General features: G+C 48.9%; 19 protein-coding genes. 6 read left to right on the forward strand and 13 right to left on the reverse strand.

The window, feature by feature from the left end; genetic code table 11:
* Positions 1-123: 123 nt before the first annotated feature.
* From B0475_RS15915 to hppD, 4 genes are read right to left on the reverse strand one after another with little or no spacing between them, the layout of a single operon-like run.
* Positions 124-576, reverse strand: a complete 453-nt coding sequence (locus tag B0475_RS15915; RefSeq protein WP_077412884.1) for a DUF3592 domain-containing protein — start codon at positions 574-576, stop codon at positions 124-126.
* Positions 577-613: 37 nt separating this feature from the next.
* Positions 614-1594 carry a fumarylacetoacetate hydrolase family protein gene (locus tag B0475_RS15920; protein ID WP_077412885.1) on the reverse strand — a complete coding sequence of 327 codons (981 nt, stop codon included), beginning with the start codon at positions 1592-1594 and terminating at the stop codon, positions 614-616.
* Between the two features lie 57 nt (positions 1595-1651).
* Entirely contained in the window at positions 1652-2776 is a 1125-nt protein-coding gene (locus tag B0475_RS15925) for a homogentisate 1,2-dioxygenase (protein ID WP_077412886.1), read from the reverse strand.
* Positions 2773-3804, reverse strand: coding sequence for a 4-hydroxyphenylpyruvate dioxygenase (gene hppD, locus B0475_RS15930; RefSeq protein WP_077412887.1), 1032 nt, complete (start codon positions 3802-3804; stop codon positions 2773-2775). Before hppD ends, B0475_RS15925 begins: the two co-directional genes overlap by 4 nt.
* 107 nt (positions 3805-3911) lie before the next feature.
* Between hppD and B0475_RS15935 the strand changes: the two genes are divergently transcribed.
* Positions 3912-4334 carry a MarR family winged helix-turn-helix transcriptional regulator gene (locus B0475_RS15935; protein ID WP_077412888.1) on the forward strand — a complete coding sequence of 141 codons (423 nt, stop codon included), beginning with the start codon at positions 3912-3914 and terminating at the stop codon, positions 4332-4334.
* 91 nt (positions 4335-4425) lie between these two features.
* On the opposite strand, the gene soxR is transcribed toward B0475_RS15935, so the two are convergent.
* Positions 4426-4905: a redox-sensitive transcriptional activator SoxR gene (gene soxR / locus B0475_RS15940; protein ID WP_077412889.1), complete on the reverse strand. Its 480-nt coding sequence runs from the start codon at positions 4903-4905 to the stop codon at positions 4426-4428.
* An 80-nt stretch (positions 4906-4985) separates the two neighbouring features.
* On the opposite strand from soxR, the gene B0475_RS15945 reads away from it, so the two are divergent.
* Positions 4986-5399 carry a VOC family protein gene (locus tag B0475_RS15945; RefSeq protein WP_077412890.1) on the forward strand — a complete coding sequence of 138 codons (414 nt, stop codon included), beginning with the start codon at positions 4986-4988 and terminating at the stop codon, positions 5397-5399.
* Positions 5400-5406: 7 nt separating this feature from the next.
* Positions 5407-5835, forward strand: a complete 429-nt coding sequence (locus B0475_RS15950; protein WP_198538346.1) for a VOC family protein — start codon at positions 5407-5409, stop codon at positions 5833-5835.
* 102 nt (positions 5836-5937) lie between these two features.
* On the opposite strand, the gene B0475_RS15955 is transcribed toward B0475_RS15950, so the two are convergent.
* Positions 5938-7815, reverse strand: coding sequence for an ATP-binding cassette domain-containing protein (locus tag B0475_RS15955; protein ID WP_109862415.1), 1878 nt, complete (start codon positions 7813-7815; stop codon positions 5938-5940).
* A gap of 247 nt (positions 7816-8062) precedes the next feature.
* Between B0475_RS15955 and B0475_RS15960 the strand changes: the two genes are divergently transcribed.
* Complete coding sequence (locus tag B0475_RS15960; RefSeq protein WP_077412892.1) at positions 8063-10330, forward strand: bifunctional serine/threonine-protein kinase/formylglycine-generating enzyme family protein; 2268 nt, start codon at positions 8063-8065, stop codon at positions 10328-10330.
* Positions 10331-10335: 5 nt separating this feature from the next.
* On the opposite strand, the gene B0475_RS15965 is transcribed toward B0475_RS15960, so the two are convergent.
* The 3 genes from B0475_RS15965 to B0475_RS15975 are packed head-to-tail and all read right to left on the reverse strand — an operon-like array spanning position 10336 to position 13986.
* On the reverse strand, positions 10336-11337 hold the full coding sequence (locus tag B0475_RS15965; protein ID WP_077412893.1) for a serine/threonine dehydratase: 1002 nt from the start codon (positions 11335-11337) through the stop codon (positions 10336-10338).
* Entirely contained in the window at positions 11334-11936 is a 603-nt protein-coding gene (locus tag B0475_RS15970; RefSeq protein WP_077412894.1) for a DUF938 domain-containing protein, read from the reverse strand. The genes B0475_RS15965 and B0475_RS15970 overlap by 4 nt, the downstream gene beginning before the upstream one ends.
* Complete coding sequence (locus B0475_RS15975; RefSeq protein ID WP_077412895.1) at positions 11926-13986, reverse strand: winged helix-turn-helix domain-containing protein; 2061 nt, start codon at positions 13984-13986, stop codon at positions 11926-11928. The genes B0475_RS15970 and B0475_RS15975 overlap by 11 nt, the downstream gene beginning before the upstream one ends.
* A gap of 129 nt (positions 13987-14115) precedes the next feature.
* On the opposite strand from B0475_RS15975, the gene B0475_RS15980 reads away from it, so the two are divergent.
* Entirely contained in the window at positions 14116-15399 is a 1284-nt protein-coding gene (locus B0475_RS15980; protein WP_157893024.1) for an NHL repeat-containing protein, read from the forward strand.
* On the opposite strand, the gene B0475_RS15985 is transcribed toward B0475_RS15980, so the two are convergent.
* The 4 genes from B0475_RS15985 to B0475_RS16000 form a co-directional block, all read right to left on the reverse strand.
* Entirely contained in the window at positions 15396-15917 is a 522-nt protein-coding gene (locus tag B0475_RS15985; RefSeq protein ID WP_077412897.1) for a DUF4199 domain-containing protein, read from the reverse strand. The two genes, B0475_RS15980 and B0475_RS15985, sit on opposite strands and share 4 nt — an antisense overlap.
* Before the next feature lie 80 nt (positions 15918-15997).
* Positions 15998-16411: a LuxR C-terminal-related transcriptional regulator gene (locus tag B0475_RS15990; RefSeq protein ID WP_077412898.1), complete on the reverse strand. Its 414-nt coding sequence runs from the start codon at positions 16409-16411 to the stop codon at positions 15998-16000.
* Positions 16408-17637: an MFS transporter gene (locus tag B0475_RS15995; protein ID WP_077412899.1), complete on the reverse strand. Its 1230-nt coding sequence runs from the start codon at positions 17635-17637 to the stop codon at positions 16408-16410. Before B0475_RS15995 ends, B0475_RS15990 begins: the two co-directional genes overlap by 4 nt.
* A 40-nt stretch (positions 17638-17677) precedes the next feature.
* Positions 17678-20032 (reverse strand): tetratricopeptide repeat protein, encoded by a 2355-nt coding sequence (locus B0475_RS16000; protein WP_198538347.1) that lies wholly within the window; start codon positions 20030-20032, stop codon positions 17678-17680.
* 65 nt (positions 20033-20097) lie between these two features.
* Between B0475_RS16000 and B0475_RS18065 the strand changes: the two genes are divergently transcribed.
* A complete protein-coding gene (locus B0475_RS18065) occupies positions 20098-20304 on the forward strand; it encodes a SlyX family protein (protein ID WP_077412901.1) in 207 nt (68 codons plus the stop codon).
* The last annotated feature ends 307 nt before the right edge of the window (positions 20305-20611 follow it).

The raw sequence follows: 20611 nt of genomic DNA on the forward strand, positions 1-20611 counted from the left end.
CAAATTTGCATATATATAGTCAACTTAATTAGCCATTATTTTTATGTCTCTGCATACATACATGATCAGGATGTTGAAAAAAGCGGGTAAGACCAGCATCCAATGTCAGTGGGGAAAGGGTTTTCAGAAAACCAGCAGCAATAGTGAAATCAACCCTACAATGCCGATCACCTGAGGCAGCAAACGGCCATGGTATCCGGGAATCAGCACGGACTGACCCGGTTTTTTGGGGTTGATCAATACGTCGACAACATCCCCTTTATGTAAACCATGAACGTGCGCACAACTTTCGGCATAGTCTGTAGACCACAGGTCGCCGTATTGCAGTTTTTTGCGGGTAAAGGTCCTGCCTCTGAATATGTATTGGTATTTGATTTGAGGGGCGCTTTCTTCAACCCCATCATCTGAACGGGTTTTGATGTGTACTTCCAGCAATGTGGCTTTCACCGGATGCCAGCCATGCGCTGCTTCACCCAGGCGATGGTTACGGATGATCCAGAATAACAATGCCAATAAAAAGGCCACCATAAGCATGGTGGCCCAAACAGGTCCGCCTGTCGAAATACTGAAACTCATCGGCTTGTCAAGTCAGCTGTGACTCCAACCCGGATGATCAATACTTGACCACTTTTTGATGAATGGTACCAAAAATGTTGTGATCATTTTCATCAGTGATTTCAATCTTCACATCATCACCAAACTGCATGAATGGGGTTTTGGCTTTACCATCGGCAATCACTTCCAACACCCGTTTTTCAGCCAGACAGGTAGAGCCTTTGGCCATGTCGTGATTGGCAATGGTGCCTGAGCCGATGATGGCGCCGGCCGCCAGGGGCCTGGTTTTTGCGGCATGGGCCACCAATTCGGCAAAATCGAACTGCATATCAACACCACAATCAGGCTCACCAAACCACTCACCATTCAGCCAGGTGCGCATGGGTAAATGTATTTTATGATCGCGCCAGGCCGAGCCCAGTTCATCAGGGGTGACAAAAAACGGTGACAAGGCTGTTCTGGGTTTGGACTGCAGAAAACCAAACCCTTTGGCTAACTCAGCCGGAATCAGGTTACGCAGTGAAACGTCATTGAGGATACATATCAACTGGATGCATTGACCCGCTTCAGCCACAGATGCATTCATGGGTACGTCAGTGGTGATCACTGCTGCTTCCGCTTCAAAATCAATACCATACTCTTCACTGACCACTTCTACGTCCTGATTGTGCGACAAAAAGCCATCACTGACCGCCTGATACATCAGGGGATCTACCTTAAAGCTTGGCGGCATGTCAGCTCCACGGGCTCTCCTCACCCGCTCCACATGGGCCAGGTAAGCACTGCCATCAAGGAATTGATACGCCCTGGGCAATGGTGCGATGACCTGATCAAGGTCAAGATCAAAAGCATCATTCAAGCCACCCTGGTTCAGATGCTCATAGACGGTGTTCAATTGTGGAGCGACGTTTTCCCAATTATCCAGCGCCTGTTGCATGGTCTGTGCAATGTGTGGCACTTTCACGGCCTGGGTACCAGCCCGGTTCACCACGATCAGTTGTCCATCGCGGGTTAGGTTGTTGAGGGTTGCTAGTTTCATATTAATCTTGTCTTTCGTTGTTGGTTAGTTGTTGATTTAATGTGTGCCGGCAAAAGATCATTCCTTCCATGAATTGACATAATCAGGCCATTCGACCTGTTCTGCAGCATCACATACTTCCAGTGGATCGCGGGTATCGATCATCACCGCCACTTCTTCTGTCATGGCATTTTTTTGCTCGAAAGCATGGCTCATCGCCTTGGGGTGCGGCCCATGGGTGAAACCGGTCGGATGCAGGGTGATCATACCCGGATGAATGTTATCCCGCGAGAAAAAATTCCCCGCATGATAGAACAGCACTTCATCATAATCATCATTGTTGTGATAAAAAGGTACTTTCAGTGCCTCAGGATCGGTTTCAAATAACCTGGGTACAAAAGTACAGATCACAAATCGATTACCCAGGAATGTGGTGTGCGCTGATGGGGGCACATGGAATCGGTGACTCATCAAAGGCGATATGTCCCGCCAGTTCAATGCCACTGGCATCAGATCTCCCTGCCAGCCCACCGCATCCAGTGGATTGAAAGGGTATTGAATGGTGGATATTTTTTGCAGCCGTTTGACCAGTACAGTCCAATTTTCTTCGCCGTATTGAGCACGGAATGGATCATTGATTTCAGGGACCCGGTAAACCGCAGCATCAACAATGGCATTGGGACCCAGTAAACCTTTATCAGGCAACTGGTAATGACCATTGGTTGATTCAACCATCAAAATTTCGCAAGGGTTCGCCACCTCAAGTCGCCACATGGTGCCTTTGGGGAGTAACAGGTAATCCCCTTCTTTGACCACCAGATGACCAAAGTCACAGTATAAATCAGCGGTGCCTTTATGAAAAAACAGTAAATCATCACCATCGGCGTTACGGACCAGTTGTTGCATGTTTGCATCCAGTCTGAGCATGCGGATTTTGACGCTGTTATTTTTCATCAGCACATGGGCATCCCAAGGGGTGCCATGTGCACCGCCGAACAGGTTGGTATCAAAAGCCCTGGGGCGGTTATCACCTTCAAAATGTGTCCAACCAGTGTGTTTGTGTTGGTGATAAAAGTGAGTCACCGGCCCAAAAAAGCCTTCTTTACCCATTTCACGTTCATAGGTGTTTTCAGGAAAGCCAAGGTGCGCTTGTTTGGCCACCTTGCCTTGTTTCTTGTGAAAATTAAACCATTTGCCGTTCATTTCAGGTATCCGCGACGTTGCTGCTCCAGCTCAATGGAATCAAACAAAGCCTGAAAATTTCCTTCACCAAATCCTTGATTGCCTTTGCGCTGAATGATTTCAAAGAAGATCGGACCGATGTTGGTATTGGTAAAAATTTGTAACAGGATTTCTTTCTTGGTGGCTTCATCGGCATCAATCAAAATGTGATTGCGTTGCATGCGCTCGATGTCTTCCTCATGCTCAGGAACCCGGCGGTCAATGATGCTGTAATAGGTTTCCGGGGTTTGCAAGAATGCCACACCCGCAGCACGCATCGATTCAATGGTTTCATAGATGTTGTCAGTAAACAACGCGATGTGTTGGATGCCCTCCCCTTTGTATTCATCCAGGTATTCATTGATCTGTGACTTGGGATCTTCAGATTCATTCAATGGAATTTTCACTGAACCATTGGGACTGGTCATCGCTTTGGATACCAGGCCGGTCTTCTGGCCCTTGATGTCAAAATAACGGATTTCACGAAAGTTGAACAGATCCTCGTAGTACTTGCTCCACTTTTCCATGTTACCGAAATAGACATTATGTGTCAGGTGATCGATGAAAGTCAGGCCAAAACCGGTGGGGTTCTGGTTCATCCCTGGAATGTCATCAAAGTCTGCTTCCAGCATGGCTGCATAACTGGCTTTGTCCAGAACATACAATGCGGCATCACCAATCCCCTTAATGGCAGGAAAATTCAATCCGTTTTCAACTTCCAGAGGCTCTGAGCCTCCTTTCAGGCTGTGTTCCAATGCGGCTTCTTTGTTGTCAAAAACAATGGAAAAGCCACTGGCACATGGGCCATGTTGCTGCCTGAAATCGGCGGCGAAACCGGTGTCACATTCATTGATGTAAAAGTCAGTCTGACCCTGACGATACAGGGTAATGGGTTTGGTTTTGTGTTTTTTAACCGCAGTAAAACCCAATTGACGAAACAGTTTATGTAAGGGTGTGGCGTCATCGGCTGAATACTCAATGAAGCCAAATCCGTTGATGGTTGCTGACATAGGCTGGTCCCCTGTTGATCTATTAAATGAGTATTCTAGCGCTGTTTAGTTTCATTTGAAACTATTTTTTGTTTCAAATGAAACTAAATATTGGTTAAACTACCATCATGGACCTGAATCAATTTTTGCCCTACCAATTATCCATCCTCAGTCTGAAGATTTCCAATGGCATCGCGGAACACTATCAGGATCAGTTCGGGATCAATATCTCTGAGTGGCGGGTACTGGTGATTTTATACAAGAACCCGGATGTCACCGCCAAGAGAATCGCCCAACTCACCCAAATGGATAAAGTACGCATCAGCCGGACTTTGAAAACCCTGGTGCAAAAAGGTTACGTTGCACAACGCCCACACCCGTTGGATGCCCGGGCCAAAAACTATGAATTGAATGATCGTGGGCAGTACCTGATGCGCGCTGTGATTCCGGACGCCTTGCGGTATGAAGAAGAGTTGCTCAGTCAGCTCACTTCAGATGAACGGGACCAACTCAGTCACCTGATTGGCAAGTTCAACCGCATATTGAAATGATCAACACCTGCTTGCCGATCACATCATGTCCAGATCGATACCTGTTTCAATGAAAGGCCATCATTACATTCCACAGCGTCATGCCAGCCATTTAATCGCCTTCATTAGTCAATTTAGCAGCAGCCTTTCGATCCAGTAAAACCGCTCCCGAATGACCCAAACCCAATTCATCGTCCGGGTTATACAAAGGACAGGCTTTGAGTGATAAACAACCACAGCCAATACAGTTGGTGAGGTTGTCCCGCAGTGCCACCAGTTGGTTGATGCGGTGGGTCAATTCATGATCCCATTGGCTGGACAGGCGTTGCCAGTCACGTTTATTGGGTGCCCTGTTGGTTGGCAGAAAGGCCATCGCCTGTTTGATGTTTTCCAAAGAGATGCCCACTCTCTGCGCGGCTTTGATGACCCCGATCCGGCGCAGCACATCTGTGTTATAACGGCGTTGATTACCCGCTGTTCTGACCGCGTGAATCAATCCTTTCTCTTCATAAAAATGCAAAGTTGAAATACTCACACCACTGCGGCGGGCAACATCACCGACGGACAAATTAGCAGGTTTAATTTTTTTCATCACAACGCTTGACCTCAAGTTTACCTGAGGTTTTATTATGGGCTCCATCTTCATTTTTTTCAATCAATAAGGAGCTTGAAATGATCCGTTTAGAACATGTGAATATGGTCGGCAAGGACCTCAACCGAAGCCTGCGCTTTTACCGAGCCGCTTTCCCGCATTGGCACATCCGTGCCGAAGGCACTGGTGAATGGTATGGAAAACCGCGTCGATGGCTGCATTTTGGCGATGATTTCCAATACCTGGCGCTCAGTGATTTTGGCGAAGGGGAGAACCGTGACCTCACAGGACACAGCGTCGGTCTGGCACACATTGCTTTTGCGGTGAGTAACTTAGACGCCCTGATAAAACGGTTGCAAGATGCCGGTTTTCCAATACACAAAGACGGCGCAGATTCGGCGCATCGTAAAAATATTTACTTCCTTGATCCGGATGGCTTTGAAGTCGAATTCACTGAATACCTGTCTGATCTGCCCAATGAACGCAATGCTTAGGAGACCCATGATGAACCTCAATCAAATCACCATATGTTCAACCGATGTCAACCGCGCTGTGGGATTTTACCAAACACTGGGTCTGCAACTGATCGTGGATGCCAGCCCCCGATACGTGCGTTTTGAATGCCCAACAGGTGACAGCACTTTTTCCATCAGCCACACCGCACAGTCGTTTATAGATACCACCACCCTGTACTTTGAAGTAGCCGATGTGGATCAAACCTGTCGGCGCCTGAAACAACAGGGCATCAGTTGTGACACAGCGCCCAAGAACCAACGTTGGCTGTGGCGGGAATCCAGCCTCACCGATCCCGATGGTCACCACCTGAAAATCTATTCCGCAGGATCAAACCGAAAAAACCCTCCCTGGCGGATCAGGCCAGCCAGGTGGTTTGATGCACTCCTGGAAAGTCCGGTGAATCTACTCAAGTGAGGAGACAGAACACCTTGATAAATACACAGCACCAGGTCGCTGTGACCTGGTGTTTGTGAATCAGCCCGATCTGTCTGAACTCAGCAAACACTGAATTTCTGGTCAGGTTTTGGCTTCCAGTTCATCCCAACGATCATAGGCTTTTTGCAGATCCTGCTCCAACCTGGAGATATCCCGGGTGATTTGTTTGATGATGGCCTCATCCTGGCTATAAAAATCAGGCGCACACATTTGTTCATTGAATTCAGCAATGGCGGTTTCCAGGGCATCAATTTGTTCCGGCAACTGCTCCAGTTCATGCTTGTCTTTAAAAGTCAGCTTATTGGTTTTGTTCCTGGGCTTAGGCTGTTTAGCCGCTGGCTCATTGTGATCGGCTTTATCTGCAACTTGAACCGGCACAGGCTTTCTACGTTGTCTGAGGTAATCTTCATAGCCTCCCACGTATTCATTCACTTCATAAACACCATCTGTGGGGTTCTCAAAAACGATGGTTTGGGTGCACACATTGTCAATGAAGTCCCGGTCATGACTGATGAGGATCAGGGTGCCCTGAAAATCAAATAACAAGTCCTGAATCAAATCGAGGGTTTCCATGTCCAGGTCATTGGTCGGTTCATCCATGACAATCAGGTTGGCCGGACGGGCAAATAACCGGGCCAGCATCAAGCGGGAACGTTCCCCTCCAGAAAGGACGCTTGCTGGTCCACGGATTTTTTCCGCATTGAACAAAAAGTCCTGTAAGTAAGAAATCACGTGCTTGGGTTTGCCATTGATGGTAACGAAATCGGTGCCCAATTGCAGGTTATTCTGCACCGTATCATCTTCATTGATGTGTTGTTTGAGCTGATCAAAATAAGCCACTTCGATACCGGTGCCGAGTTTCACTGATCCCTGCTGCGGTTCGATTTCACCAAGCAGTAATTGCACCAGCGTGGTTTTACCCACCCCGTTGGGACCGATGATACCAACTTTATCTCCACGCATGATCTTGCTGCTGAAGCCTTCAAGGATCACTTGATCATCATAGGCAAACCCGACATTGTGAGCGACTATGACCTTTTTACCACTGGCCTCAGCAACATTAATGGTGGCTTTTGAGGTGCCTGATTGAGTGCGTCGGCTTTTGCGTTGTTCACGTAAGTCCAGCAAGTCCTTGACCCGGCTTTCCGAACGTGTGCGTCGTGCTTTCACGCCCTGTCGCACCCAGATTTCTTCCTGACTGAGCTTTTTGTCCAGCCGTTCCCATTCTTTAATCTCTGCATTCAAGCGATCTTCACGCCTGTTCAGATAAGTGTCGTAATTACAATCATACTGATAGATTTTGCCTCGATCCAGTTCCAGAATGCCATTGGCGATGCTGCGCAGAAATGTCCGGTCATGGGTTACAAAGATCACTGCACAATGCAATTGATTGACCATGTCCTGCAACCACAGGATGCTTTCGATGTCCAGGTGATTGGTGGGCTCATCAAGTAACAACACATCCGGGTTTTGCACCAAAGCAGCAGCCAGATTGATGCGGCGACGAACACCTCCGGACAACGATTTGATCACGTCATGTGCATTGAGCTTCAGGCGGCTGATTACGGTGTCCAGCTGGTGCAGCAACTGCCAGCCATCATGTTCATCAATGGTGTGTTGCAGGTCCGCCATCAGATCCGGGTCATCAGTGGTTTCATATTGCTCCAGAGCCAGGCCAACCTGACCCAGCGCGTGCAATAAAAACTGCCGCACGGTGGATTCAGATTCATTGGCTGCAGATTGTTTCATCATCGCCACTTTGATGCCATCTTGTTTGATGATCTGTCCATCATCAACTGGCACCTCCCCGGCAAGGATTTTCAGCAGGGTGGATTTGCCCTCACCATTGCGACCGATCAGTGCCAGTTTCTGGCCCCTGGCAACCGACAAGTCAACCGAATCCAAAATAGGATGAGCGCCAAAATCGATGCTGACATGATCAAAACTGATGAGTGACATAGACTGACAATGTAGTAAAAAGTGGCTCATCATTGTATTCACTTCAGAGAGAACCACAAGCCAAGAGCCGTCATTTGGATTAAATTTTATGGAATCACTGCCCTATTTTGGCAGTTAGCCAGGTTTCACTGGTGGTGGATAATTATTCTTTTGATCGCCATCACAGAAACGAGTCAATCATTTGACATAATTATATAAGTGGAGAGAATGCATCAGTTAGAATGATTACAGTTCACACACAAAGCAGATGTTGAAAACCGTTCCAAAGCTCAATTTATCCATCCCCGACCACACCATACTGGATAAGATAGGTGAAGGCGGGATGTCGGCGGTTTATCTGGGCAGGCAAATCTCTTTGCAGCGCAAAGTGGCCATCAAGGTGCTTAAAAAGCTGGTGATGGATGACAAAAGCCTGGCCGAACGCTTTGTGGATGAAGCCAAAACGGTGGCCTTACTGGATCACCCGCACATCATCAGTATATATGAAGCCAAGAAGCTGCCCTCAGGGTTGGCCTATTTCACCATGCCTTACCTCACCCATGGCGATCTGGGTGAAATCATTTGTACCAATTCGGACCACCTGATCGAATTATTGTGCCAGATATGTGACGGCTTGTCTCACGCCCACAAGCACGGAGTGATCCACCGTGATCTGAAACCTGAAAATGTGCTGTTTGATCAGTTTGGGCGCATCAAGATTGCTGACTTTGGCATCGCAATTTCAAAAAAAGCCAAACGCAAAACCAAAGAAACCCAGTTACTCGGCTCAGCTCACTACATGAGCCCGGAACAGATTCAGTCCAAAGAAATTGATCACCGCAGTGACATCTACAGCCTGGGTTGTATTATTTATGAAAAGCTGACCGGCGATCACGTGTACACGGCAGGCAATGATTTTTCCATCCTGATGTCACACATCAATAAGCCGGTGCCGGAACTACCCAAAGCACTGGCCGTTTGGCAACCCATCATCAATCAATGTCTGGCCAAAGATCCGGAAGACCGCTATCAATCGGTCGAAGCTTTGAAAGATGCCTTGCTGGAAATCCGGTACAACAAAACCAAACAGCACCAACCCATCAAGGCCGCGCCGGCGTGGCTGACCACACTGAAAAAACCCGCTGTGGCAATGGGTGCTTTGGCCACATTGGCGGTGTTGATCATGGCAGTCTTGTGGCTGTCTTCATCAGGCACCCCACCAGAAGAACCCGTCAATGGAAACCTGGCAGCCGCGGTTGCGGCAGCAGCCGATCAACAGCCGGAAGATGAACCCGAAGAAACACCAGTCGATGACGCTCCCTTGGAATTGACCATAGGCGTTATTGACACAGCAGGAGAAGGTGATGAAGATGCCGAGCTGGTGGACCTGACTGGGAACCTGGACAATGAACAGATCAACGAAATGTCATTGGAAGTGACCCTTGCAGAAGCACAAGAACTGTTGTCCAAATACCGCCTGACTAAACCCAAAGGTGATAATGCCGCGGACAAGTTTCAACAAATTCTGCTGGAATACCCGGATCATGCTGAGGCACAAAAAGGCCTTAATCAGGTTGGGGTATATTACTTCCGACTGATTGAAAGTAAACTTAAAGACCAGGAAACCGCGGATGCCTTGAAACACACCCGCTCGCTGGTCAGTTACATCAATGAGTACAACATTGACCGCAGTTTGTTTGAGCGGCAGGTCAGTGAAGTGATGTCAACCACCGATCAATTGGTCACTCAGGCAGTCAATAATCGGCGAAAAAATCAACGGGCTGAAGATTACCTGGCCATGGCGGCCTTGCTGTTACCTGATTATGAATACATCAGCCAACTGCGGCAAAATTATCAGGCCATACCCTACAAAGGACAGCGGACTGCAGGTCCACGCGGACACCAATTGGTCTTTATGCCCGCCGGCAGTTCAGGTAACCTCAATGACTTTCAGGTGATGCAAAGTGAAGTCACTGTGGCACAGTTCAAAGCCTTCGCCGGCGAACAGTTCGCCGATGAGAAATGCCACCATTTCGACAAACAACCCTTCTTTAAAAAGACCTGGTTGAAACCACCTTTTGATCAGGCGGACACCCATCCGGTGGTTTGTGTTTCATTCAATAACGCCAGGGCCTATGCCGAATGGCTCAGCCAACAAACCGGTGACCGTTATCGCTTACCCACCGCTCAGGAATGGCAATACCTGAACCGAGCAATTAAAACCGCTGAGCATTGTGACTCAGCCAATCTGGCCGGACAGGAAATTGAAGGCGAACGTAAAGCCACCGACAACCCGCATAATTGCAGCGACCAGTTTGTCTTCACCGCTCCGGTCAATTCTTATACGGCAACCGGCAACATCAATGACTTCAATGGCAATGTTGCCGAATGGGTCAGCAACTGCTCTGCAGGTAATGCCTGTGCAGCGGGTTCTTCCTGGCGATCCGGTCAGGGTAAGACCAATGTGATGCTGCAAAACTTGCCGGTTTCAGAAACCCACTCACATGTGGGCTTCAGACTGATCAAGGAAATCTGAAACCATCAACACAAAGATGAACCCAGGTCAGGGATCTGTTGCAAATGATCATGCTGCCAAATGGTGCGCATGGTGGCAGCATCGATGTTTCCCCCGGTAAGAATCACCAGTACTTTTCGCGGCTGTTGTTGTTGACGCAACCATTGACACACCGCATTCATGACCATGGCTGAAGTGGGTTCAACATGCAATTTCAACAGATGAGCCAACCACTGGCTCCAGTAAATCATCGGGGCTTCCTCAACAGCAAAGAAATCGTCCAATTGCCGGATATGCTCAAAGGTTTTTTCACCCACTGACAATGTCATCGCCCCATCGGCCAGGGTATCAGGCGCGCTGTCCAGTTTTTGAATCACACCACTTTGGTAGGAGCGCATGGCATCGTCACCGGCCAATGGCTCAGCAGCCATCACCAGGGCCTGTGGCAACAGTTTTCGGGTGGCGACCAATGTACCGGAAATTAACCCGCCACCACCACAGGGAGCCATGACGGCATCAACCGGTTGAACCATCTGATCAAGCGCTTCCAGGCAAGCCGTACCCTGTCCGGCAATCACCGCCTCATCATTGAATGGCGGTATCCAGTACACCCCTGGTTGTTCAGCGGCTTCAGCAACCGCCTGATCGACTGCCTGCCGCGTACCCAACTGTACCACTTCGGCACCATATGCCCGGGTGGCCTGGGCTTTGACTTTAGAAGCAAAGGTGGGCATATAAATGGTGGCCGGTATGCCCAATTTGGCCGCAGACCAGGCCACTGCCTGGGCATGGTTACCTGAAGAGTTAGCCACCACACGTTTGATATCCGGGTGGCGCTCTTTGAGTAACTGTACGGCATTGCACCCACCCCGCGCTTTGAAAGCGCCTACTTTTTGCAACAACTCCAATTTGAAATATACCTCATGGCCCAACCATTGATTGAGCAGGGATGAGCTGACCACCGGAGTGTGGTTGATGTGTGCTTTGATGCGCTGATGTGCCGCCTTGATGTCTTCAAATTCAATCATGTTCGTTCATACAATAATATCTGGTTATTTGCAGGCATACTGATGTCAACCACCAACTTAAGCCCCTGCTGAATCATCCACTCATCGAGTTGTTCGAAATCACGGATGCCCCGCCGGTGATCTTCTGCTTTGAGCCACTGGTCAAACGTTGCATTGGATTCTGCAGTATAGCGCCCCTGGTATTTAAACGGCCCATAAATCATCACCAATGCACCGGTTTTCAAATGCTGTCCTAAATCTCTGATCCAATGCTGCACCAGGTCAACAGACATGATGTGCAAGGTATTGGCAGTGAACACCAGGTCAGCATCAAGTTCAGGCCAGTCATCCTTACCCACTTCATACCTCACAGGTTGGGCAATATTGGGCAATGCGGCATCAGCCAGCCATTGTCTGATGCCCTTATGATTGTTTGCCAAATCAGTTGGGCACCAGGTTAAATGAGGCATTTTTTCTGCAAAATACACCGCATGCTGGCCTGTGCCTGAGCCCATTTCCATAACCGTCAGTGCGCGGTCCTCAACCACCATAGCCAACACCTCAGCGATCACTTGCTGATTGCGTTCACAGGCGGGTGCAAATGGCTTCTCAATGGACACGTTTCAATGGCTCCTTGAGATTGGCCAGAAAGACATCGGATTCTGCGCGATCGGTGCGCACCAGTAGCATCTGTTGTTCTGCCCGGTCAACCGCCATCGATACACCGACTGAATATGCCCGGTTACTGGTGACCTGACTCAAATGATCACTGGTGATGTCCAGCTTCCAGGTTCCGGCCCTTACACCACCACGATCAAAATAAACCGCCTGATTAACTGTTGTCCATAAATTCAGTGACGCCGCCGGAAAATCAGCCAGCAAAACGTCAGACTGCTGATTGCGCGAATCAAAAATGAACAAGCCGTCCTCATTGGTGTGGGTATACACCACCCGTCCGTCATCCAGTACCCGAAAGCGGCTGATGTTTTTCATCGGTAACCCGTGTTGTGTTCCTGCATCCCAGGTGAGCACGCGTTGATTCAATTCTCCATCGCTGGCCAATGCATACCAAACACCCTGATGGCTCATGGGTGAATGGTTGGCGTGGGTGAAGGGCAGCCTTTGATGGCTTCCTGATGACAAATCATAACGCAGTGTCCAGTAGCCGCTGTCATCATTCACCGTCATCAACACCGCCTGTCCATCATCTGCCCAGGCCGGGCGGGTCAGTTTGGCCCCGGGAATGCTCAGCAACAGGTATTCATTACCAGAAGTCAAATCATATTTCCAAATCGATCCCAGATCTTGTCGGTTACTGGAGAACACAAATGAACTGCCATCCGGGGCAAAAGCCGGATAATTGTCGTATTTGTTGGAATGAATAACTCGCTTCAATTCACCAGTGCGGAAATCTTGAAGCCAGATGTTGGCTTCATAACTGACCTTTTGAAAACTCATCATACTGCGCTGCTGATCAAAAGCAGGGTGTTGGGCGCCGTCCCCTCCCAGGGCAGTGGCAGACAGGTCATTGACGTTCAGCAGCCATAGTTGACGGCTGCCGTTTTCATCCGAATCATAAATGATGTGTTCATCATCGAGCCATTGATGACTCACCGAATAATGCTCGCCACTGGTGACTTGGTAGGACTTACCGAGTTGTAAATCACGGACCCACAGGTTCCGCACGGACTGATTTCCCCGACTGAAACTCAGGCGCTGGCCATCCGGACTCAACTGAGCCGACCAATCCTGTTCGCTGATATTGGAAGGCCAGGATATCTGCTGTCGTTCTGCCGATTGTGGATCCAACTGAAAAATAGCCACCCGCTGCTCTGCAGTTTTGGCTGAGTACAACAACAAACCGCTGGGCTCATGTCCATTGAGCAGTCGCGATTCACCATTGAACACGCATCCTCCCCAATCTGTAAACGCCCTGGTTTCAGGGTGATAACTTTTCAGGTAACAGCTGGATTGGTCACGGGCAGTAAAAAAAATCCGCTCATCAGCAGACAATTGTACCGGTGATGCCAACCGATGCCGGGGCAACTCAATGGTGTGTTGCAGATTGGTATCGGTCAGAGAGCGAATAACAATCTGATGGCCGGCCGAAGAATTGTTCACATATGAGAGCCATTGACCATCTGCGCTGAGGGTGCTGTGTTGTTCCATCCCAGGATCGGCGGTGATCCGACTGGCATTGGCCACGGCATTGACCAGGCGGCCAGTCAGGGGCTGCTGAAACAAAGACCACCAACTGAGCCCGCCAGCCAGCAACAGCAGTGAGACAGCTGCAACCCGCAACCATTGCCTCCGTTGTCGCTCAAGCCATGGTTCTGGCCGGACATTCAACTGATACCCTTTTTTGGGGATGGTTTTGATGTACCTGGCTTGTGCAGCCGAGTCGCCCAGGGCCTTACGTAATTCAGCGATCGTTCTGGACAAGGCATCTTCATTGACAATTTTACCAACCCACACCTGCTCCAGAAAATGTTCACGGCTGACCACAGCAGGAGCGCTATCCAGCAACAATGTCAAAACCTGGTTCTGCTGGTGGGTTAATTGCTGTCGCTGCTTTCCTTGCTGTAATTTTCCGGTATCAGGCCAGTAACGCCAATCAGCCAGGGTCCAGACAACGGCATTGCCATTCAGGTTGAGTTCGTCGTCTTTCATTCGCACAAAAGGAAGTTTTCCGAAGGTATTTGATACCTTGTTTGGCTACATTCTGAGGCTTCTAAACACAACGAGATGAACATGAAAACATACATTTTAATTTTGAGCCTCATTATAACCAGCCCCCTTGTGAGCGCACAACAACTCGGTGATCCTAACTGCGACTCATTGTTGCTGGTCAGCAGCTGGAGCCGTGACAACGTTAAAATTTATGATGGCTGTGATGGCAGCTACCTGCGCGATTTGGCTAATCCCGGCATACTGGATGGGCCACAAGCGATCTTTCAGGATCACAACGGAGACGTGATTGTGGTCAGTGAAAGCAATCACAGGCTGGTCAGGTTTGATCAGGAAACCTTGACAGAGGCCACCACAGTGGTCCCTCCGGGCTTGATGGAAAATCCCATCACTGTGGTCAAAAAGGATGATCAGCACATTTTTCTGGCCAGTTATTCAAGCAATGAGATCATCGAGATGAATACCGTAAGCTGGGAAAAAACCCGAACCATACTGCCTGCCAACAACGGTCAGATTATGGGTATTGACATCGGCATGGCAATGGGACCGGATGGTCACTTGTATGTACCCGGCTACGATTCGGACAGCATACTTAAGGTCAATCCGGACAATGGCGCTACACAGTCATTTGTTGCCAGTGGCAGTGAGGGCCTGGATCGTCCCCGCTCCATTTTGTTCAATGGCAATGAATTGTTGGTCACTGCCTGGGGTAACCAGGCCATTTTCAATTATTCATCCACCGGTCAGCTACTGGGCACCCCGGTTACGCCACTGCCAGGCGCGGCTGGCATGATCATGGACGGGCCTGAGCATATCCTGGTCACCAGTGACACCTTCAATCTGGTCAGGCGTTACCAATTGAATGATTTCAGTTTCGAGAACGTGGTGGGTAACAGCAGTGGCGGATTGGTTGGGGCCACATATGTGTATCGTCTGAATAAACAACCCTCCATCAGCGATGTCACAGACATCCGGCAAGCCTGGATGATCGGTGTGGGTACCATTGATGGACAACGCATCACCGTGACAGAAATGGCCATCAACACCGGCGGGCAATTTGGCGCTGACTTTGACCCACATGCAATCAGCCGGCATTTATGGGGGCAATTGACCATTGACTTTATGGATTGTCACCATGCCGAAATGTCCTACGCCTCAGCACTGTCTCACAACCAGCACGCTTTTGGTGCAGGGGGTTACCTGCTGCAACGCGTGGTGATGAATCAGGCCGGCCTCAATTGTGACCAGGATCATTTTGCCGATCTGACAGATAAATCCTATATGAGTGGCACCTTTTACGGTGGCCAGCATCGCGATGGTGAAGGTTTTTCCATTGACTACCTCAATGAAAATCAAGTCATCGTGACTTGGTTCACCTACTTGCCGGCAGACTAGCCTGTTTGCCGGGTACGCAGCAAAGCGGCAGCCAATACCGAGATCAGCAAACCCACTGGCAGGATTTCAAACAAAGTAACCATGGCCCGGTTGTACCACCTGTCATACCACTGAGCGAACGCCTGCATGTCTTTACGGGATGCTGCCATTTCAGCGTCTGTGGCACCGGCCTCTGCCATATGACTGAGCTGACTTTGCTGATAATTTGTGATGAAATCCTGACCGGCAGATTGATAGTAAAATTCCCAGGAAAGCACGTAAAAGAAGGCCGCAATCAAAGTCACCTGCAGGCCGATCGAGAAGCCTTTATAAAACCCGATAAGGCCACCGCATTGTTGGTCTCTGACTTGCTTGATGGCCACATATATAACCGCCAGTCCGGCCACCATAATCAGATAACCCAGCCAGGCAGACTGGCTGTGTGCGGCATCGCCGGCGGTTGACCACAGCAACCAAGAGGACAGGCCAGCTATGACCAGAGCAGCGATGAAGCCATTGATGATGATGATTTTATTCATATTTAATCCGCTTGTGATGCCACCCCATTAAGCATGACATTGAACGATTTGTCTTCACCCAATCGGGTGATTGGGGCTCATCAGGGCACAATCTGCAATGCTTTGAGTTTATTGATGGCTTGAACCCGGCTGTTGACTTCCAACTTGGTAAAGGCATTTTTTAAATGGGTTTTTACCGTGTTGACTGAAACAAAAAGGGCATCGGCGATTTGCTGATTTGACAGACCCGCTGTCAGTTTTTCCAACACCGCCAATTCACGTGTGGATAAACCAAGGGTATCAATGGCAGTCTGATTCACCTTAAATCGATCCGGGGCTTTGGCTTTGTTCAGGTGCTGACTGAACCAAATACCCAAACCCATAAAAAGCACCGCCACCAACGACAACGACCATTGCCAGCTGAGGTCCTTGATCAACCATTTGTATTCCAGGGTTTTGAACACAACAACCAGCACACCAAGCATCAAACCATAGATCCAGATGGTGCGCCTCATGTGGCCTGTTCAGCGAGCAAACGGTATTGTGAATGGCGGTGATGCCACATCCACCAAACCGCAATCAGCACCAGCAGGGCGCCAAGCAGTAATATCCAGCGGGAATCAATGATCGACACCGGTCCTCCAAGGGACGCCATAATGACATTGGTGATACAAAATGTGGACGTCTGCAGACCCATCACTTTACCCTGGCCCAGATGACCAAAACAGTGTGACAGGTAACTGGGAATCATGCCGTTGGTCAAGGCAATGGCACCGCCAATAAATGCAAATATCACAAAGGCCGAGACAAATCCGGTAAACGGTTGAATGAGCAACAACAAGCCCAGTACCAGACCGCCAACAAGAATGGCCTTGATTTCACCGTAATATGACTGCACCCTGGCCACCAACGTGCTGCTGACCAGGATCATCACCGCCGTCAGACTGACCGTGGCCCAGGCAATGATGGGACCATCTGCAGCAAAGTAGTCCACCCACCAAACCGGATAAAAATCATAAAAGGCATTCAGGCCCAGAGAATAAATGAAATAAAACCAAAAGATTGGTTTGATTTCAGGATTTTTTAATAAAGTCAGCGAATTGTTACTGCGGATGGCTACCCAGAATGGCGTGTCATTAAGGTCCTCAGAACGGTCCTTTTTGATCAATGCCCAAACCAACAGGGTTGATAACAGCATACCCAGACCCGCTACCAGGAACACCTCTGCCACCCCCACGACCATCAGAAACCCTCCCAAAACAGGGCCCAGCAACCAACCGGTGTAAGTGGCCGCGTACACCAAAGACAGTGCTTTGGTGCGATTGATGTGTGGGTGCAATTCAGCGGCTATGGCCCGAGCAATGGAGATGTTCCCCTCACACACACCGGTCAAAAAGCGGGCCACAACAAAGAACACAAAGGATTCCTGGTAGACTGCCCAGGCAGTCAGGGCATACCCCATGACCGAACCCATGAGGGTCAGCAACAACACCTTTTTGCGACCGAACCCATCCGATAAAGCACCAATGTAAATGCTGCCAAACAACAGGCCCAATGGATATATCGCCAGGCACAAACCCAAAAGAATCTTTGGGTGGATGCCCATAAAGTGGGTCAGTTCATTGGCCGGGTAATCAATGAAGTAAGGCGCCAGTACCGGATACGGTAAGGCGATACCGATGGTGCCCAGCATGCCCACCAGCATTACGGTAAACAAAATCAGTTTGGGGTTGGTTTTCATCGCTTCAGCAGTCCACCGAGAATGGCCTCAGTACCCTGCTTCAGATCGCGGTTAACTGACGTTCAAACTGCTGTAATTCTACCCAGTCCTTGTAATCCGGATCAGCATTCACCCACAATCTTTTTATCTGTTGAATCACTTCCAGTGCAGCCTCATCATCACCATTGAGCGATAAAGCCCTGGCTTTTTGTACCTGGCACTGAGCGTACAATGGATTGCGCTGAATCACCTGATCCAACACTTCAATCGCTTCTTCATAGCGGCCTTCAGCCATCAGGGTCTTGGCTTTTTGCAACATCAATTCATCGACAATATACAAAACCTCCAAAGTGAGGATCGATTGACGGGATTCTTCAATGGCCAAATCGTGCAAACGCAAAGCCTCTTCAAACTCGCCTGCATGTCTTTTTTCGACCGCTTGTGAGGACAAAATAAATTGGTCATAAACCGACATCTGGAATTGTTTTTTGAACTCAATAAACGCTGCCAGTGCCGCGGAAGCTTCTTCGTGATTGCCCAGCATGTCATGAAAATTCCTCGCCATCAGATTCAATATCTGATCAAACGGCGGTTTGGTGTTTGCTCTCATTTCATCGAATTTTTGCCAGGCCAATTCTTCTTGCTGCAGGTACAACAAATAACTCACCTCTTTGGCACCATACATCAGCGTCTGTTGCAATGGGGGCAGGTAAGACTGACTTTTTTCTTTCATCAAAACCACCACATCCATGGCATCATGCAACCGGCCGGTTAAAAACAACAACGTCTCTTTTTCGGCCAGCACTTCCACTTGCTCCTGCACTGAATCGGCTTGTTCAACCAGCTCATCCATTTTACGCAGACTGGCGTCAACTGCTCCCTGCATGGCCATGACTTTGGCCAACCCCAATTCGGCATCGATGTTGTTAAAACTCAATAAACTGGCGGCCTCAAATTTTTCTTTGGCTTGCTCTATCTCACCAAATTGCAAGTAAGTCTCGGCCATCTCCAGCAATGGGCTGGCTTCTTCAGGATTGACTTGCTGGTAATAGCTCAGCGCCTTGATGGCTTTCTCCTGATCGCCCTTCAATCGATAGATCCTCGCCTGGCTGACCAGCGCGGTGGAACCCAGTTCCTGTAGTTCACCCAGTTTCTCATAGGCCATCAAGGCATCGTCCAGGCGATGACCAATGACCGTATAATTCCACCCCAAAGCCTGCCAGGCATCTGCACTGTCTGGATGAATTTTCACCCAGTTTTCCAGCACTTTGATGGCCCGGTCCTGTTCACCGTTAACCGCATAATAATTGGCTTTGACCTTGAAGATGGATTCCTGATACAACTTATAATCCAGTTTCAGGGCTTCTTCTGAAGCTGCTTTGGCGGCTTCAAAATCACCCATATTGCGGTAGTAATCAATCAACAAGACATAAGCATCTGCCAATTGATCATCAGCTTCAAGCGCTTTTTTGAGATAGTCAATGCCTTGTTCATAATCGTTTTCAAAACTCACTGCATTCAATGATTGAATGACTTGTCTGATGGCCTCCAGATCATTAGACACATGATCCGAAATTGATAAATCAGGCAGCAAAGTGGGTTCAGCGGCATTGACCTCATTGAGGATCACCGAACCGATCTGCTCAGCAACATCATCAAGGGCGAACAGCCAATCACTGTAAGAAGAAGAAATGGTGGTCACCAAAGCGCCGGTTACCACATCATACAAAGACGCCTCAAAAGTCAATTGGGCATCGTCTTTGGTGATCTTACCCCTGATCATCCATTTCGCATTACGATCACCGGCAATGTCCAGGTCCAGTGACAAGGGTTCTCCGGTGGCGTCATCAAAACCCCGGTCACGAACCGCTGACATGATGTTTTGTGAGGTGTAAGGCGTTTGTATGGTGATCAGTGGGTTACGCAATAAATCCTGGGATACCAACCAGGCAGATCCATAACTGAGCCAATTCAACGATTCATCACCGGTTTGGTTGTCCCAGAAAAAACCAGTGACTTTTTGATTAAGCCCTTGTTTAGCCACTTCGTACTCAACCATCTGGCCGGTTTCTTCATCCAACAGCGTCATCAACTCTGTGGCCTGAACTTCAGGTTTAATGAAAGAGCTAACCGCAAACCAGGCGATCACCAGATTGACCGGGATGAACATGATTTGTTTGCGTGTCCATTGGTCTTTACCAGGACGGCCATGACCCCAGGCCAGCAAGCCAACCAATGGAATAAACGAGATCATGATAACAAACACATAGGATGAAAACTGGGTAGGAACATCAAATCGCTCACTCATCCAGTCAGCGATCTCGACCGCCAGCCAGACAGCCGCCACATACATGCCCAGAATTTGAGGTATTCTGCGTTCAAGCAATTCGCCAAACAGGTTCTTTTTGCGGGTCATTTTCAATTCATCCATCGATTCACAAATGCATTATACTATGACAATTGAATGGATAAAACACAGTCATGTCAGAAACCAAATTCATCGATCTGGAGACCCGCATTGCATATCTTGAGGACACTGTGGATGACCTCAACAAAACCGTATATCACCAATCCAAACAACTGGATGAAATTCAGGGATTGCTGAACAACCTGACCCGTCACATGAAACAGGTTCAGGAAGACATCACTGAACTCAAACCACAGGATGAGGTGCCTCCCCATTATTGATGGAATTCCGATGAGGTTTCTTTTGGCTGCGCCAAAAACCACCTCATCTCCATGACAATGAGGAGTGAGTGGCGGTTCGCTCAGCGAACCAACCACGCACATGGTCAGAATGCCGATGAGACTTCTTTTGATCCGCCCATAAACCACCTCATCTACATGACAATAAGGAGTGAGTGGCGGTTCGCTCGGCGAACCAACCACGCACATGGTCAGAATGCCGATGAGACTTCTTTTGATCCGCCCATAAACCACCTCATCTCCATGACAATGAGGAGTGAGCGGCGGTTCGCTCAGCGAACCAACCACG

Source organism: Marinicella sediminis (assembly GCF_002000055.1).
In the GTDB taxonomy this organism is placed as follows: Bacteria; Pseudomonadota; Gammaproteobacteria; order Xanthomonadales; family Marinicellaceae; genus Marinicella; species Marinicella sediminis.